The following is a 16,233-nucleotide window of genomic DNA, read 5'->3' on the forward strand; positions in this document are numbered from 1 at the left end:
ACATTACCAAAAGTATAATTTTTTACTTTTAGAGAAAACAAAATTAATGTTATATATAAACTTTTGTTAATTCAACAATTAAAGAATAGTTTCGTTATAAGATTCTTAATAAAACCTAATGAAAATATTTTCTGCCCAACAGATGAGAATGGCCGATGCAGCCACAATGCAATCCGAAAAAATTACTTCCCTGGAATTAATGGAACGTGCCGCAACCCAAATCTTTACAATTATTCATAACAAATTACAAGGTGCTCCCATACCAATTCACGTGATTTGTGGTATAGGAAATAATGGGGGAGATGGTTTGGTAATCTCCAGGTTATTGCTAGAACACGGGTATAATGTTACTACTTATATAGTAAATTTTAGTGATAACAGATCGAAGGATTTTTTAGCCAATTATGATCGTTTAAAAGAAATTGCAAAGGAATGGCCAATTCAGATTAAATCCGAAGAAGATTTTCCGGAAATCAGACCACAGGATATGGTAATAGATGCTATTTTTGGGATAGGACTAAATCGACCGTTATTACCCTGGGTAATTTCATTAATCGAGCATATTAACACTTCTAGGTGTTTTACATTGTCTATTGATATTCCTTCTGGGTTGTATACTGACAAATTACCGGATAATCCGAAAGGTGTAATCAATGCATCAGTCACTTCGACATTTCAGTTACCAAAATTAGTTTTCTTTTTACCACAGACTGCTCATTATTCTCAGGATCTAGAAGTAATTGATATAGGATTAGATCAAAATTTTATAGGGCAAACAGCTGGTATTGCAGAGCTAGTACTTAAGCATGAAGTGGTCTCATTATATCATCCACGAGATAAATTTTCGCATAAGGGAACCTATGGACATTGTGTTTTAATAGGTGGTAGTTACGGAAAAATAGGTAGTGTGGTTCTAGCTACTAAAGCAGCTTTAAGAACTGGTGCCGGGTTAACTACCGCTTATATTCCCGAATGTGGCTATGAGGTGTTACAAACTTCTGTACCAGAAGCTATGGTAATTGCGGATAGTGATGATGAGTTAGAAGAAATCAGTTTAGATTTCAAACCATCTGCAATTGGTATTGGTATTGGCTTGGGAACTGCAGAAAAGACTATTCGTGCCTTTGGTGATTTCTTAGATGAGAACGAATCAAAATTAGTTATAGATGCGGATGGGATTAATATTTTGGCAAAACACCCTGAATTTCTTGATAAAATTCCTAAAAACACTATTTTGACTCCTCATCCAAAAGAATTAGAAAGGTTAGTAGGGAAGTGGATGGATGATTTTGACAAAATCGAAAGGGTAAAAACATTTTCTAAAAAATACAATTGTATTGTAATTATTAAAGGTGCAAATTCTATAATTGTTAATGGAGATCAGCTTTATGTAAATAATAATGGAAACCCAGGAATGGCAACAGCAGGAAGCGGTGATGTACTTACGGGTATGATAACAGGTTTAATTTCGCAAGGATATGATCCTCTCCGCGCTGCTATTTTTGGAGTATACCTTCATGGAAGTGCTGGTGATATTGTAGCCCATAAGGCAGGATTTGAATCATTAATTGCTGGTGATATTATTTCTAACATTGGAGAGGCATATTTAGAATTATTCCGAAGACCTCAAAATAATCAAGAACCACCTGCAAATTAAACGTGTTTTATAAAAAAAAAGCCTCATATAGAGGCTTTTCCGACACTTTTAATCAAATAAATAATCTACGAATTTACCTGCAAGCGTCTTGTGAGGGGGCAAAATGGTTCAGGTAAAAAGCATTCCAATATATCTTTTGGCATAGCAATAACTTTTTGATTATTAAAATCGAACCAATAGAGCTGTGTGATTGCTGTTACACACAATTCATTTTTAGTATTAAAAAAACGGTTTTTGATACTTATTTTTTTGTTATCGGCGTTGTTTACAAACTCCATATTCACAAAAAAATCTTGCATAAACATTAAAGGCTTTCGATGTGTTAGTGTTCTATGATATTCCTGAATGTCAATTTTTGAAGCATTTAACTTACGTTTAGAGTATCCTTTTTCGAATAAAAAAGATTTGAAAATTGATGACGCATAAGAATGATATGCAAAATTTTGCATGACCATAAAATCATTTACATCTTCTCCTTTTACTTTATATGTTTTTCTATATATCATTACTAATTTCGTTTTTTTAACCTAAACTTTACACACTCACTTCTTTAGAATCAATGCTCAGATTCTTTCATTTTCTTTAGTTGCTTTTCTTTACGTTTACCAAATTGAAAAGCTCTGGAAATATTAAAACCTAAATGAATGTCTCCTTCAAAAAAATCATCTGTAGATTCTGTGATAAAACTTTTCTCAATCATTGTAATTGAATTGGATAAGATGATTTGAAACACGTGTCCACCTGTTTCTATATCTACCCCAAATGCCAAGGAATTAGATGCATCAATGGATTCTAAAGGATTAGCAGTATAATAATACTCTCCATTTATAGATATTCTTTTGGTTAGTTTTAATCTGGAACCGATTCCCATCGCATAGATATTATGAGGGTCTTGATCTATTTTTACAGAATTTCTATGAATAAACGTTGGTGTTAGCTGTAAGGAAAATGATGGACTGAACTTTCTAGCTATTAAAACTTGTGTTACATATGACAATTTTTGACTAAAACTAGGTTCATCTGCTGGATCAAAATCCTTTAAAGTTCTATACGCTACACTTCCAAAAACTGATAAACTTATAGGGAATGACTGTTTTCCAGAAGTTTGTTTTAATGCTTTATACTTAATGAATCCATCATAAGTTTTGTCAAAGCTACTTCTACCAACTCCTAGCATGATATCGTCTGTTAATCCATATTCAAAAGCAAAACGAATGTTAGACTGATCCAATCCATATAATTCATCAGCACCTAAATTTACCCTTCCGAAACGGTGAGATATTACAAATTCTAGTGTTCCTTTTTTACGATTTTCTATAGAATGACCATTAAGTATTCTGGTTCCTTTAAAAGTAGAAGTGACATAGTCTTTTGTCTGAGGTGCTTCACTATCCAGTATATCCAAAAGATCATCTTGTGCAAATACTTGCACGTTAATGGCCATTAAGGCTGCGATTACTAATATATTCTTCATTTTATTTGTTGTACGGTTTATGATCCAACTCGAAGGTTACTTCTATAGTTTTGGCAATATTATTAACAACTACTGATGGGATTTCGATGTCAAAATCTGCGACTTCTATAGGGAATTTCCCTTTAAGAGATATATTTTTATCAGTCCGAATAATTTTTGCAGTGGTTTGTATTTGTTTAGTAACTCCATGAATAGTTATGTTTCCGTTTATATTTATTTCTTGTTCGTTATTGTTTAATCCTTCAAAATTTGCAATTTGACCTTTAAAAACTGCTTTAGGGTATTTATCAGATTCTACATAGTTTTCATTAAAATGTTCTTGCATTAATGATTTTTCAAACTGAAAAGATTTCATAAGAATAGAAATAGCGATAGTCCCTGTAGATGTATCAATAATGCTTAATACTTGATTATTGTCAGCTTTAATATCCTCCATAGGTGAGCTGGAAAAAAATGAAGTATATCCTTGTTTGGTTAAGAACCTTTGTTGTCCGTGCGAAAGCATAGAAAAGCATAAAAGGCATAATAATATGTTAAGTGTTTTCATAATATGTTTGATTTTGATAATTAATTAATGATTACACACTTGATAAGGATTACATCCATTAGATATCCCGTGCATACTCCCTTTAGAGTAATATTTTCTCCTATTTTTAATCCTTTTGCTTTTTTTGATTCCTCTACCGATAAATGGCACATAACACTACCTAGTGAGTTATCATTATTCAAAGTAACCACCAGGTTTTCTTTAGTTTTACTTAGTTCTGATATTTTCCCGGTTACCTGTATGATTTGCTCTAAATACTTTGAATTAGCTAGATTTTCATCATTTTCAAAATCATTTAATAGTTTTTGAGATACCAAAGAGATGTCTGGAGTAGATTTAGCTACGTTTATATGTGGTTTGTTATATATAGCTATGTTAATGAATAGAATAACCAAAGCGGTAGATAACAAAAAAATAGTGATCTTGATTTTTGTCTTTTTTATCATTAGAATTGATTTAATTATTTAGCGCTCCGTTTTCTATCCAACAACGAATCAATTCGATTTGTTCGTTGGTTAGTGATCCACCTTGTGGCATGGTTCTGTTTACAACTTGTGTTTTGATACGGGCAGCGTTATTACTTATTCCCGCATAAGTTCTTAAATCAGGAGCTTGACTACCACCATGACATCTGATACAACTACCATCAATGATGGGTTTAATTTTGGCAACAAAAGAGATATCGGGATCACAAGGTTCATCTCTTCCTATAATTGGTGTTTCTTCTTCAACATTATTTTCACAGGAAAAAAAGGTTATAGAGAACACTAAAATTGCAAGGATGTATTTAATTTTTGAAATAGTATTCATTTTAAAGGTTTTTTAGAATAAGAGGAAGAAAGCTGTTCTTTCTTCCTCTTAATGATCAACTAACTACTTAAACAAACATTAAATTAAAATTGTCTCTTATAATGGAATAGGAGCTTCTGAGGTATCTACATTAACAATTGGCCAATCACCTGGTTCAGGTACACTAATACCATAATTATCACCTCTTTCTGTATCACCACCGAAGTAATATAAAGGCCTTCCTTTATACGTGAGTTGTTTTGTCCCAAACACATCTATGGTTCCAAAATCATTAGGATCTAGAATACTAGGAACCCTTTCTATATCGAAATGAAACACTGGCCAGGCACCATTATTAGAAAAGTCTTCCAAAGTATAGTTATTAGTATTGTTAGTGTCTTTGGTAAAAATATAGATCGTTCTTCCTTTAGCATTAGTAATGTAAAATGTAAGTTCATCACCAGGCGTGTAATCACTTTTGAAATTCTGATCATTACCTTCAGCATCTCTACCCACTAATTGTGCTTCTGCATACATTATAGAGTAATCAGGTTTTGCGATATACCAGTTGTTACCAACTTTATCCCCTCTGGTTTCCCCAGCAGCATTATCATTGATATAATAATACAGAGGCCAACCTTTATATGTTGTTTGTTTTTCGCCATCTGCTCTGGTAATTGTACCGAAATCTGCAGCTTCTAAACCTTCGTCTAATACTAAGTTATTCGTATAAAATATTGGCCAGGCTCCAAGACATGTGTCGCTATTACATGCTGACTCTCCTTTAGTATCTCTGGAAAAGAAATAAAGGGACATTCCATTGGTATCGGTTAGAATTTTTCCGTGTGTGGCATTATCAGCTAGCTTTACAGTACTAGCTAATGGTTCTGGATTTGGTTGTTGATCCGAGTCATCACTACTACAACTGTATAATAAAGTAATTGAAGCGAACAGTAAGAAAATTGATTTTTTCATTTTTAAGATTATTTATGATTTATGAGGCAAATAACCGCCAACAGAAGGCTATATCTCAAACTAATGTTTGTGAGAGGGAATATTTGACGTTGAAGAGGAAAAAATAGCGTTGAATAAATTATGGTTTTTCAGACTTTTTGAATCGTATTAGTAAGTTTTGATGTATATATAAAAAGTAGACCAAAAAAAATCCTGCCGACAAAAGCCGGCAGGAGTGTAGTCGATTATTATCAAGTTTTCTTTAAAAACCCCCAATGTACTTAAAGATTAACCTGATATACTTGCGTCTACTTAAAACTTTAAAAACAAATTCAACTTCAAAATTTTCGTATCCATAAATAGTAAAAGACTATTTAGAACTCTAATTATAAATTGATGAGACAAATAAAAGGAAGATATTATTTGTCTTAGAATTAAAAATGGCGAAAGGGAAAATAAGCGTTTAAAAAGGAAAAAAAGGAAATGAAAAAACTATAATATCTCTAGATATTCAACCATTGTCTAAACTCTGCAGCTTTATTTTTACTGATTATGATTTCTACGTCTTTATCGTTAACCAAAATTTTAAGCTGATTGTTACCGTATTTGATTATTTTTTCGATCCCTGAGATACTAATTATAAATTGTCGATTTGCTCTAAAGAATAAGGAAGAATCTAAACTGGTATAAATATCATCCAAACTACTATTGCTTGTTGATCTTTTACCATCAAAACAGATTACATAGGTTATCGTATTCTCTGTATAGATGTAGGCAATGTTATTAATAGGTATTGGAATCAATTCATTTCTTATGTATGTCAAGATTCTCTTTTTTCCGGAATCTGATGATGCTTCAGCTTGCTCTTCATTAGTATTGTCGTCAACAATTTTTTGCTGATATGTCACTAAATCCGCATTTAGTTTAGATAGATTTATTAGTTCACTTTCCAGGTTCGTGTTTTTGAGTTCTAACTGTTTCTCATAATAACTACCTAAAATACGAACCACAAAAACAGTGGATAAGATGATTAGCACTCCCATTATTATAAATATCGTATAAAAGCTGGTTTTAAGCTGTCGAGTCTGAGCAGATATCTTATCTAAATTAGCATGAGCCGCAACAATTAGATCAGAGTCTTCAACTGGTGATAGATATATAATTTCTGAAATAACGTCATTGTTTTCATTCTTTTCTATCTGATTCATTAATAGATCATACAACTTATCAGAGCTATTTTCCTCGTTTAAAGAATTGAGAAGCGATTGATTGGAGTTTACTTTTTCACCAACTTTGGTTTTATCAGGATGACATACTTCTTTTCCTGACCAATCCATAACACAAATAAAAGAGGCTCCGTGATGTGTATTCTCAATAGTATTCTGGATATTCTGTATGATTTCTTTTTTGTCTACACCTCCTGTTAATTGATAACTTACCAGTCGAGAAATCTCATTAGCTTCTCGTTTGCTTGATTCTAGTTGAACTTCAATGAGTTGATTTGCACTGACTTTTATAAAATATTTTACACTCAGGGAGGCTATGATTAAAAAAATAATCGATATCGAAATAAAAGTCAAAAAATATAATTTATCCTTTCTCATCGTTGGTGACAAAACAATTGTTAAGACTAAACGTCCAAAGTGTTACTATAGGTATGATTCAGGAAACGAAAATAGCATATTTTTTTGCTTTTCATTTTACTAATCAAAAAATGTGATTCTTTCCAATCGTATTTTTTCCTTTTCAGAGCCAGTTTTTCGCCTTTACTAACATTTTATGTTATAAAAACTGAATTCATAGTTTATTTGTTACGGTAATTCAAATTGACAAACCATGAAAACAATTAAAGACAAAACAGTCTTATGCTTTTTAACGATAACCATATTTGTGTTATCATTACAGGTTACATTTTTATTTTTATCATATTGAAAATATAAACTAGCTATAATTAGATGATTTTTTAAGTTTGAATTATATTTAATTTGTAAGATATAAACTAGCACTAAATATTAAGTATAAAGTATATTTGTCCGGATAAACAATGAATAAAAACATTTACATATCGATTTTCTTAAGCCTAATTATTTTGGTTGGTTTATATATTTATTTTGGAGTATATAACAATAGAGTGGATGATATCAAAAATGTTTCTCCAGAAGTTAAAATTGATTCTGGTCAGTTAGTTTCATCATTTATCCTTAATGAAGAAAATGCAAACTCTGTGTATAGAAACAAAGTTGTTGAAATTGATGGTACTGTAAAGGAAATCAATTTTTATAATAATCGAAATACAGTTTTATTGTATGGACACACAAAATATACTAGTGTTTTATGCGATATGCAATCCGATCAAATTGAAAACGTAAAAAAACTTACAAAAGGCCAAAAAGTAAAACTAAAAGGAATCTGTAAAGGATTTCTAAAAGACGCAATATTACTAAATTGTGTTCTGATTAATAATGACCAAATCAATGAATAAAATTATTATTCTAATATTACTCTTAATAACCATTACGGGCTTTGATACCACATCGGATCAATTCATGACTCGTCAGGGGCAGGTTTCATTCTTCTCCTATACTTCAGTAGAAAATATAGAGGCAAAAAATAATCAAGTATTAAGTATAATTGATTTTGCTAAAGGAGAAATAGCAGTAAGTATGCTCATGAATGCATTTGTGTTCAAGAAATCATTAATGCACGAACATTTTAATGAAAGTTATATAGAGTCAGACTTGTATCCTAAAGCCACATTTGAAGGTAAAATCATAGATTTTGAGCCTCTGGCAACAGGAGTGCAAACCAAAATGGTTAAAGGAAATTTAACCATACATGGTATTACAAAAGAAGTAGAAATCAAGACTACTATCGAAAATACAAATGGTACTTATCGATTAATAGGAGATTTTGAAGCTACAGTTAAAGACTTTGATATCAAAATACCTCCGGTATTGGCTCCCAATATTGCTAAAACTATATCAATACAATTTAGATTCGAATATCAGCCTTATGAAAAATAAAACACGTTTTCTTACATACCTTTTTATATACTTAGGCTTCGGTATGTCAATATATGCACAAAGTTTACTTGATAAACTAGATAAAGAATATCCAGAAACTCCACAATATGAAATAGCAACTTTTAAATCTACACGTATTGGGATTGGACATTCTATTGAAAACCGTAAAAAAGGAGTATTACAAGTAGTAGCAATGAATAGGTATTGGAATATTCCTAATCGTCCTAGTCAAAGCTTTGTTGCTGATAAATGGAGTGCCAGAATAGCATTAGAGTATGGTATTTCTGATCGATTAACTTTTGGAGTAGGAGGAACAACGCTAGATGGTATTTTTGATGGATTCCTTAAGTATAGGCTTTTACATCAGCAAAAGGGGAGTGGTGGTTCACCTATAAGTTTGACATTGTTTCAGAACGCCTCTTATAAGAGTAAACGCAATAGACCTTTTGTAGATGTTAATGTTTTTGATGATTTTACCGATAAAATGGCGTATACCAGTCAGATTTTGATTGCTCGTAAATTTACTCCTCAGTTCTCATTGCAGCTTTCACCTACATTTATTCATAGAGCTTCATCAGCTTTTGATGAGGATCCTCATAATCATTTTGCTGTAGGTTTTGGGGCTAGATATAAAATTGGAGGTCATATATCTATAGCCTCGGAATACTACTATGTGGTGAACCCATTGAAATCCATTGAAACCTATGACGCTTTTTCACTTGGTGTAAATTGGGAAATGAGTGATTTAATGTTACAATTTATGATGACGAATACCAGAGGTATGGTTGAAGATGCTTTTATATTACAAACGCCTAATAATTTTAACCTCAATGACGGTAATTTTATTTTTGGGTTTAATGCTACTTTCGTTTTGCATTTAAGTCAAAAAAAACTATAATATCTATAATTGCTAATAACAAAGAGGTTGCTATCAAAAACAACCTCTTTTCTTAAAACTCACTCCCCCAATTTTATAATCGCAGAGATTATAAATCCTTTATTTAATTAGTAATCTTTTAATGTACTTTTTATCATTTATATTGATATCAACCAAGTAAACACCTGATTGTAAATATGACCTATTAATTAATACTTCTTGCATTCCTTTTTGTTGACTTTTCTCAGCTAAAACAAGTTGTACCATCATTCCTTTTAAATCTTTAATTTGTATAGATACTTTACTTTTTTCTTCCAAAGAGTATGTGATTATTCCCTGATTCTGCAATGGAATAGGATATAATTTGAACGAAAAAGGTTCTTTGTCTACAACGATTTTTGAAGATCGCACTTGATCGTTAGATAATATATTAGTCGTTCTGCCAGTTGTAGTACATCCTTCTGTATTAATATCAAAATTAGAACCATATTCTGCGGTGAAATTGGGTAATAATGTCACTTCATATCTTGCACTATATATTACAGACGCTTGATTTGATATTAGATTATTAGCACTACCCACAATAGCATTACTAGCTTCATAGTTCACAATACTACCACTCGGAATAACTGTGGTAATCGTTAGGTTTTCTACACAAGGACCTTCGGTACATTCTGAAGCAAGTTCAGGGCGATCAAAAACAATAGATGTATGCATACGCTCTATTTGACCTTCTGTAAAATTAGCTCTACAGAGATAAGCATAAGACATAATATTTGTCGTATTCGGAGTATATTTTATTCTACAACCATCACTACCTGTACCTATATAATTACAATTTTTATCTACCAGTTCAGCTTCAGCAGGCCAATCATCATTGTCTGAATCAAAATTAGGTTCTGCAGGAGTATCACATACTAAGTCTCCAGCAGAAGAGCAATTAGGATTGCAATTTGCAATAGGTATACGAGTTACTAGTTCATCAATTCCTCCTTCACCTCGTCCTCTGTGGCTGTGAAAGAGATCAAAATAATGCGCTACTTCGTGAGCCAAGGTTTTCTTATGATTTCCAAAACTGTTGGTGTCATCTGCATAGGCATTAGACATGACTACCCAATTTTTATTGTATAGTTTCTTATATGAAGAAAAAGATCCCCAGTTAATCTTAAACTCTGATCCGGGAAACCCTACAGCATTGGGTACAAAAAATATATTTAAAGCATCTTCATCAATATTAGGCAAGGCCATATCATATTCAACTCCCTTATTATCTGTGCTTTCTCTTTTTATAATTTCAGTAAAAAAGATATCATTATCTATATAATTAATCTCACAAGGATCAAATGTAATATTTGTTTTTGCATAATCCCTGGCAAGCTGCTTCATAGCTCGTTGATAAGCGTCAATAGTAAGCCCTCCGGTACCTTTGGAGCTTCTTATAATGTGTGGTTTTAATTTAATCGTTTTCGGCATAACGATATCTCCTAGTTGTAAACCGGCACGATGTTGCACTACTTGGATTGCATTTTGATATGCTGCTTCTGTTGGTTTTGCTGCGCAGGGTTCTGGAATGGATTGTGACCAGGAATGGTATCCAAACAACATAACCATGATTAGAATGATATGTTTCATAGTATTACATATTAAAAAGTTATGAAGTTTGATTATTATTTAAAGCTCAATTCATTTACCTGCTTTTTTAATAACTCTAATTCTTTTTGCTGCGCTATTGTATGCAAAGTCAGTTCTTCTATTTTTTCTAGTAATAAAGCATTCATATTGGCCAAGTCAAAACCTTCCTCTTGAACTTGCTTTGCAGAAGGGATATTAGCAAGATGCCCATGTTTTGTGATATATTTTTCAACTTCGGATAGTGATTTTATTGAATATTCAGGTGTAAAAACATAATCCGGCCAGTTGGCAAAAGTGCGAATCTTTAGTTCTTCGGCAATTATTTTTCCTTTTACGGCTAAATCAAAACCTTGTTGAAAATCCGCTCCACCAACACTTAAATTTTGATCCACAAGCAACCCTTTTCCCTTTACTCGGGTACCATTACTAAAATCTCCATCAGAATTTATCCATAGCTCAGAAACTTCAGTAGTTGATGGTTCTAATGCGATATTGAATTTATTATTTTCACCTTCAGTGTATCGTCTTAATTTTAAAAACCCCCGATTACCGGCCAGTTTTATACTATTATTTCTAATTGCATTTGACGAATAAATCTGTCCTTCTACGTGTAATTTTGTATTAGGTGATGTAGTACCAATACCGACATCACCATTATTAGTAATACGCATACGTTCGTTTATAGCATTTCCTGTCAGTGTACCCAAAAGAACATCACCATTATTAGCTCCTCTTATGTTAAAGTCTCCGGATACTGCTGTTGGAAAATAATGTGCGTTTCTTGTTGATAAACCGATCCCTGGGACAAACAAACTACTGGTTTCTGAAGGCGAGAACAAAACTCCGGGTGCAATACCGGATAGTAATAAAAAAGCTTCTTTATTATCATCTTCATGGATATGTACTTTTTGCCTTGGGTTAGTAGTTCCTATACCCACATCTCCGTTATTTTTGATTCTCATTCGTTCATCTATAGAATTTGTTTTTAAGGTTCCAAAAAGTACATCCCTGTTGACTCCTCCTCTAACATTAAAATCCCCGGGAATCGCTGTCGGAAAATAATGATCATTGGATGTAGATAAACCAATAGCCGGAACTAGTAGATTTGGACCAATATTATGTGTTTGAGAGAATATAATCCCTGGCGCAATACCAGAAATTTGCATGAACGCTGCTTGATTAGCATTAGAATGTAGATGCAGTTTTTGCTGAGGAATGGTGGTGCCAATGCCAACATTACCGCTAGAAGGGAATGTATTTGATTGTCCAAAAGAAACACCAAAAGCGACTATAAAAAATGCTATTACTGAACTTGTGAAATTGTTTTTCATGTGAAGTAGTTTTAATGAATAATAAGATGTTATATATAACTTGATTTGCAGGTATAAATGTAGTCTCATACCTTAGTGTGAAACAAGAAGAGTATGGTCAGATTTATAAATTTGGAGGAATCCTATTTTTGATGTAGTTGATAGATTTCTTCAAGTATAGTAGAGTATAAAAGCATATTCACCTGAATAAACCCAAAGATCTGCGGTACTCTTCTGTTTTTTTAAATATTTTTACAGCACACAATCCATCAAACAACCAAAATGTTAAGGGCATACACAAAGATTATGATTGGTGTTCTTTTTTTTCTGTTCTTTATTTGTACCCATGCACAATCAGAAGAAAAAACACAGGAGATCGATACCACAATTACTCAAGAAGTAATTGATTTTATTACTACTTCTGATTCCTTAAAGAAAATAAGGAAAATGATCAGAAATACCTCATTAAAAAATCCGGATAAAGCTTTAGTATACAGTAAATATTTTTTGAAAAGAGGTATTAAAGAAAATAATTATGATATACAACACTATGCTAATTTTAGAATAGCATATATTAACTATGGTAAATCCAAATACCTGGAAACAATACAATATGTGGATGCGGCTATTGAGAATGTCATAGCATTAAATAATAAAAAGAAACTCGTAAATAATTATATGCTTAAAGGGTCAGTTTTTTTTGATCTAGGCATATTTGAGAAAGCATTAATACCCTTTAATGAAGGCAGGGATATAGCAATAGCTCAAGATTATAAATTGAGAGAACTACAATTTAAGGCCAACATAGGATTCTGTCACAGTAAATTAGAACGACACCAGGATGCTTTAGATATCTTAAAAGAGGTAATACAACAATTAAAAAAAGATGAATACCAAAAAATCAAAGGCTTTGAACAGACTCATCTTCAGGTTTTACTGGCATTAGGTTTATCATATGAAGAATTAAATCGACTATCAGAAGCAATCAAAACTTATGATCAGGGATTGTCTTTAATAGAACAATATGAGATCCCGGAGCTCAAAGGAGATTTCTACATAAACTATGGTGTAGTTTATTATAAAAAAGAGGAATATTATACTGCATTAGGTTACCTAAACGAAGGTAGAAAAATGTTGAGTGCAATATACTCTGATAATTTTCCTAATATTTTGATTGCTAAATATCATATTGCAGAGTGTTTTTATAAACTTAAGCAATACGACAATGCACTTTCTTTACTCCAGGATAATTTTAGAATCATGAAGGAGACAGAAGAGTTTGGTAAATTAGAAGAAATGTATAAACTAGCAATAGATATTGCAGAAATTCAACAAAAAAAAGATTTAGCAATTGCTCTTAGCTCAGAACATAGGGAAATTATGAATACCACATACCAGGATCAACTTAGGTCGCGTGATATTTTAATCAATAGACTTCAATCTAAGAATGACTTATTATCAGAGCAGAAAAGTACGGGAAAATTAAACGTAAAAATCGCAACTGGTATTGCTATAACCATGTTTATAACCTTACTAGGAGCTTTTGTTTGGTATAGAAAAAAGGTAGCTCAGAATGAAAAACGTTTCCAGGAATTAATGGAAAAGCTAAATTCTAATCTAAAAAACATGGAAGAAAAAGAAGAAGAGAAGGAACATATTCATAAGGAAGTAATTGAAGATGAAAAAGCTAAAATAATTATCGACGGTCTCAAAAATCTTGAAAATTCTTCTTTTTTCTTATCAACAGATTGTAATTTGTATAGTACAGCAAAAAAAATCAATACTAATACCACTTATCTTTCTAAAACCTTGAATGAGTTTAAGAAACAGTCTTTTAGCGAATATTTAAATGAAATTAGAATAAATCATGCACTGATGCAATTACAAAAAGACCGTAAGTTTCGTTCTTATACGGTTCAGGCAATTGCTCAGGAATTAGGTTATAAGAGTGTGAATACATTTACAAAAGCTTTTAAAAACAAAACCAACTTGAATCCGTCTTTTTATATAAAACGATTAGAAAAGACAGTTCAAATATAACGTAGTATTACCTCAAATTTATAAATCTGTGTGTTTTTGATATAAATAAACGTCAGGATATCAGTAACTTTTAGGTAATTTGTCTATAAACTCACAACTACCTCTTACATGAAAAAAAATATCTATCTTTTTTGGAGCTTTTTATTATTTGCGACTTCATACACAATATCCCAAAATTCTAATACATTAGTATTCGATCATTTAATTGACATCAATATGCAAATTTCGTCAACCGGAAAAATTACTTGGAAACTTCCTGAAAAAATACCTTCTCAGTTCTATCAAGATAATATTGTTGGCTTTCGAATTACTATAGAAAATATGACCAATAAGCCATCTCCTTATTTTAGTTTAGAATATCATCCTTATAAAGGAACTGATGGAGGTGCTCTACGACCTATTGTTGTTGATCCGGATGAAGACGATGATGATGGAGGCTTTTCATATATAACTGGTTCGAGAATTATTGTACCAAATAGAGCACTTTACTTAAGAGATAGTTTAGGTGAAACAACGATAAAATTAGACTTGAAATATTCTAATACCGGTGATCCGACAAGCTATATTAATCTCGGTAATTATGAACAAACTGTTACGATACTTAGCTCATCAATAAGGCCACCTGTATCTATTGTTGAAGATTTTAAACTATATCCTAATCCTGTTAAAAACTCATTGTTTATAGAGAATAGTGGAGTTATTGATTCTAAAGTACAATTATTAATTTATAATTCTTACCATAGCCTTACGGATAAAAGAGTTTTTATATTCAAAAAGAAAGTAATTACCTATGACAGCTCTAAATTAAAACCAGGGATATATTATTGTCATATTATTAAAGATGACAAAACAACTATTAAAGCCTTTGTGAAATTATAATTACATATTTTATTTATGATGATTACCTCCTTTGCGATAGTGTAAAAGGAGGTTTTTTATTAATAAAATTTAAAATTCAACTCACTAATATTCTGGACGTACAACTAACACTTGTAATGTAACTATTTTATTTTCAGTTAATTGTGAAATTTTGTAAATAAAAACAGAAAAGCAAGGTAACATTTTACTTTGTTGCAACATTCATATTAAATGAATAAATATATATACCATAAAATAGTGGTTATTAACAATTAATTAAGATTTTAAATAGCATTCACCATAATCTTTTATATTTTCGCTGCCGCTATTTTACCTCAAACAAAATGAAACATAATTTAACACCTACAAAAACTATGAAAACTGTAAAATTTCTTTTTATTCTGATTAGTAGCTTTGCTATTTTATCATGTGATTCTGATGAAAATGATATTGTAAATAATTTAGATGACAACTATCCAATAACTCTTAATTTTAAGAATTTTGATGAAGAGTTTACATTCTACCAAAACGGAGCTCTAGCTTTCGTTACTGATGAAGTGTTGAACAATTATAATAATTCGAGGATTTCTCTTAATAGGCAAGAATTAGAAACAGAGTTTACAAATGATTATTTCAAGTTTCTTAGTGATACTGAAGTTGAAGTTTCTGAAAGTGGTGATATATTTAAGGCAGAATATGTATTTGAAGATGGATTTTTATATCTAGTAGTCAATAATGGCAAATTTTTATATGGACAGGGAGATAAAACTAAACTACAATATAGACTTTCTGCTTTACAAACTAATACAGCAGGATCTTCTAATGCATACGAAGATGAGGATGATATTAATGATTTTCCTGCAACTTTCGAAAATTCAAAAGATTTTCATACGTATAATACTTTAGAAGACATTCAAGGAGATGAGTTCTTGTTGATCCATAATCTTTCTGCTGTATATGAATAGTTAGCAGGGAATAAAATTCTAGATATTAATCTATAGAATAAAAGGAGTCTCTATTTAACTAAAAAATAGAGACTTTTATTTATCTGTTAGGTTTGTCTAATCACTGT

16 protein-coding genes are annotated in these 16,233 nt (G+C 31.5%); 7 read left to right on the forward strand and 9 right to left on the reverse strand.

Going from position 1 to position 16,233, the window contains the following annotated elements; genetic code table 11:
* The first annotated feature begins 118 nt into the window (after positions 1 to 118).
* Positions 119 to 1,657 carry an NAD(P)H-hydrate dehydratase gene (locus tag J8M14_RS05010; RefSeq protein WP_211073481.1) on the forward strand — a complete coding sequence of 513 codons (1,539 nt, stop codon included), beginning with the start codon at positions 119 to 121 and terminating at the stop codon, positions 1,655 to 1,657.
* 65 nt (positions 1,658 to 1,722) lie between these two features.
* Here J8M14_RS05010 and J8M14_RS05015 read toward each other — a convergent pair whose 3' ends face one another.
* The 7 genes from J8M14_RS05015 to J8M14_RS05045 form a co-directional block, all read right to left on the reverse strand.
* Positions 1,723 to 2,163, reverse strand: coding sequence for a thioesterase family protein (locus J8M14_RS05015; RefSeq protein WP_211073482.1), 441 nt, complete (start codon positions 2,161 to 2,163; stop codon positions 1,723 to 1,725).
* 50 nt (positions 2,164 to 2,213) lie between these two features.
* On the reverse strand, positions 2,214 to 3,131 hold the full coding sequence (locus J8M14_RS05020) for a DUF5777 family beta-barrel protein (protein WP_211073483.1): 918 nt from the start codon (positions 3,129 to 3,131) through the stop codon (positions 2,214 to 2,216).
* Position 3,132: 1 nt separating this feature from the next.
* Entirely contained in the window at positions 3,133 to 3,678 is a 546-nt protein-coding gene (locus tag J8M14_RS05025; protein WP_211073484.1) for a YceI family protein, read from the reverse strand.
* Positions 3,679 to 3,698: 20 nt separating this feature from the next.
* Positions 3,699 to 4,124 carry a hypothetical protein gene (locus tag J8M14_RS05030; RefSeq protein ID WP_211073485.1) on the reverse strand — a complete coding sequence of 142 codons (426 nt, stop codon included), beginning with the start codon at positions 4,122 to 4,124 and terminating at the stop codon, positions 3,699 to 3,701.
* A gap of 10 nt (positions 4,125 to 4,134) precedes the next feature.
* Entirely contained in the window at positions 4,135 to 4,488 is a 354-nt protein-coding gene (locus tag J8M14_RS05035) for a cytochrome c (protein ID WP_211073486.1), read from the reverse strand.
* A gap of 96 nt (positions 4,489 to 4,584) precedes the next feature.
* Complete coding sequence (locus J8M14_RS05040) at positions 4,585 to 5,442, reverse strand: hypothetical protein (protein ID WP_211073487.1); 858 nt, start codon at positions 5,440 to 5,442, stop codon at positions 4,585 to 4,587.
* 482 nt (positions 5,443 to 5,924) lie between these two features.
* Positions 5,925 to 7,025: a LytTR family DNA-binding domain-containing protein gene (locus J8M14_RS05045; RefSeq protein WP_211073488.1), complete on the reverse strand. Its 1,101-nt coding sequence runs from the start codon at positions 7,023 to 7,025 to the stop codon at positions 5,925 to 5,927.
* Between the two features lie 440 nt (positions 7,026 to 7,465).
* Between J8M14_RS05045 and J8M14_RS05050 the strand changes: the two genes are divergently transcribed.
* Genes J8M14_RS05050 through J8M14_RS05060 form a run of 3 tightly spaced genes read left to right on the forward strand, consistent with a single transcriptional unit; the run spans position 7,466 to position 9,342 of the window.
* Positions 7,466 to 7,903, forward strand: coding sequence for a hypothetical protein (locus J8M14_RS05050; RefSeq protein WP_211073489.1), 438 nt, complete (start codon positions 7,466 to 7,468; stop codon positions 7,901 to 7,903).
* The gene (locus tag J8M14_RS05055; RefSeq protein ID WP_211073490.1) at positions 7,896 to 8,444 is read left to right on the forward strand and encodes a YceI family protein; all 549 of its coding nucleotides are present in this window, start codon (positions 7,896 to 7,898) and stop codon (positions 8,442 to 8,444) included. Before J8M14_RS05050 ends, J8M14_RS05055 begins: the two co-directional genes overlap by 8 nt.
* Positions 8,434 to 9,342, forward strand: a complete 909-nt coding sequence (locus J8M14_RS05060; RefSeq protein WP_211073491.1) for a DUF5777 family beta-barrel protein — start codon at positions 8,434 to 8,436, stop codon at positions 9,340 to 9,342. The genes J8M14_RS05055 and J8M14_RS05060 overlap by 11 nt, the downstream gene beginning before the upstream one ends.
* A 99-nt stretch (positions 9,343 to 9,441) precedes the next feature.
* Here J8M14_RS05060 and J8M14_RS05065 read toward each other — a convergent pair whose 3' ends face one another.
* Positions 9,442 to 10,953: a 3-coathanger stack domain-containing protein gene (locus J8M14_RS05065; protein ID WP_211073492.1), complete on the reverse strand. Its 1,512-nt coding sequence runs from the start codon at positions 10,951 to 10,953 to the stop codon at positions 9,442 to 9,444.
* A 35-nt stretch (positions 10,954 to 10,988) separates the two neighbouring features.
* Entirely contained in the window at positions 10,989 to 12,284 is a 1,296-nt protein-coding gene (locus J8M14_RS05070; protein ID WP_211073493.1) for a hypothetical protein, read from the reverse strand.
* Positions 12,285 to 12,569: 285 nt separating this feature from the next.
* Here J8M14_RS05070 and J8M14_RS05075 point away from each other — a divergent pair, with 285 nt between their 5' ends.
* The 3 genes from J8M14_RS05075 (at position 12,570) to J8M14_RS05085 (ending at position 16,126) form a co-directional block, all read left to right on the forward strand.
* On the forward strand, positions 12,570 to 14,303 hold the full coding sequence (locus tag J8M14_RS05075) for an AraC family transcriptional regulator (protein WP_211073494.1): 1,734 nt from the start codon (positions 12,570 to 12,572) through the stop codon (positions 14,301 to 14,303).
* 108 nt (positions 14,304 to 14,411) lie between these two features.
* The gene (locus tag J8M14_RS05080) at positions 14,412 to 15,182 is read left to right on the forward strand and encodes a T9SS type A sorting domain-containing protein (RefSeq protein ID WP_211073495.1); all 771 of its coding nucleotides are present in this window, start codon (positions 14,412 to 14,414) and stop codon (positions 15,180 to 15,182) included.
* Between the two features lie 353 nt (positions 15,183 to 15,535).
* Positions 15,536 to 16,126 (forward strand): hypothetical protein, encoded by a 591-nt coding sequence (locus J8M14_RS05085; RefSeq protein WP_211073496.1) that lies wholly within the window; start codon positions 15,536 to 15,538, stop codon positions 16,124 to 16,126.
* Positions 16,127 to 16,233 lie beyond the last annotated feature (107 nt).

Source organism: Aquimarina sp. MMG016 (assembly GCF_018100805.1).
Lineage (GTDB): Bacteria > Bacteroidota > Bacteroidia > Flavobacteriales > Flavobacteriaceae > Aquimarina.

Bases quoted from the DNA above. Each gene is read 5' to 3' on its own strand.
- J8M14_RS05025 (WP_211073484.1), bottom strand. From the start codon at position 3,678: ATGAAAACACTTAACATATTATTATGCCTTTTATGCTTTTCTATGCTT.
- J8M14_RS05045 (WP_211073488.1), bottom strand. From the start codon at position 7,025: ATGAGAAAGGATAAATTATATTTTTTGACTTTTATTTCGATATCGATT.
- J8M14_RS05080 (WP_211073495.1), top strand. From the start codon at position 14,412: ATGAAAAAAAATATCTATCTTTTTTGGAGCTTTTTATTATTTGCGACT.
- J8M14_RS05065 (WP_211073492.1), bottom strand. From the start codon at position 10,953: ATGAAACATATCATTCTAATCATGGTTATGTTGTTTGGATACCATTCC.
- J8M14_RS05060 (WP_211073491.1), top strand. From the start codon at position 8,434: ATGAAAAATAAAACACGTTTTCTTACATACCTTTTTATATACTTAGGC.
- J8M14_RS05075 (WP_211073494.1), top strand. From the start codon at position 12,570: ATGATTGGTGTTCTTTTTTTTCTGTTCTTTATTTGTACCCATGCACAA.
- J8M14_RS05040 (WP_211073487.1), bottom strand. From the start codon at position 5,442: ATGAAAAAATCAATTTTCTTACTGTTCGCTTCAATTACTTTATTATAC.
- J8M14_RS05055 (WP_211073490.1), top strand. From the start codon at position 7,896: ATGAATAAAATTATTATTCTAATATTACTCTTAATAACCATTACGGGC.
- J8M14_RS05050 (WP_211073489.1), top strand. From the start codon at position 7,466: ATGAATAAAAACATTTACATATCGATTTTCTTAAGCCTAATTATTTTG.
- J8M14_RS05020 (WP_211073483.1), bottom strand. From the start codon at position 3,131: ATGAAGAATATATTAGTAATCGCAGCCTTAATGGCCATTAACGTGCAA.
- J8M14_RS05070 (WP_211073493.1), bottom strand. From the start codon at position 12,284: ATGAAAAACAATTTCACAAGTTCAGTAATAGCATTTTTTATAGTCGCT.
- J8M14_RS05015 (WP_211073482.1), bottom strand. From the start codon at position 2,163: ATGATATATAGAAAAACATATAAAGTAAAAGGAGAAGATGTAAATGAT.
- J8M14_RS05035 (WP_211073486.1), bottom strand. From the start codon at position 4,488: ATGAATACTATTTCAAAAATTAAATACATCCTTGCAATTTTAGTGTTC.
- J8M14_RS05085 (WP_211073496.1), top strand. From the start codon at position 15,536: ATGAAAACTGTAAAATTTCTTTTTATTCTGATTAGTAGCTTTGCTATT.
- J8M14_RS05010 (WP_211073481.1), top strand. From the start codon at position 119: ATGAAAATATTTTCTGCCCAACAGATGAGAATGGCCGATGCAGCCACA.
- J8M14_RS05030 (WP_211073485.1), bottom strand. From the start codon at position 4,124: ATGATAAAAAAGACAAAAATCAAGATCACTATTTTTTTGTTATCTACC.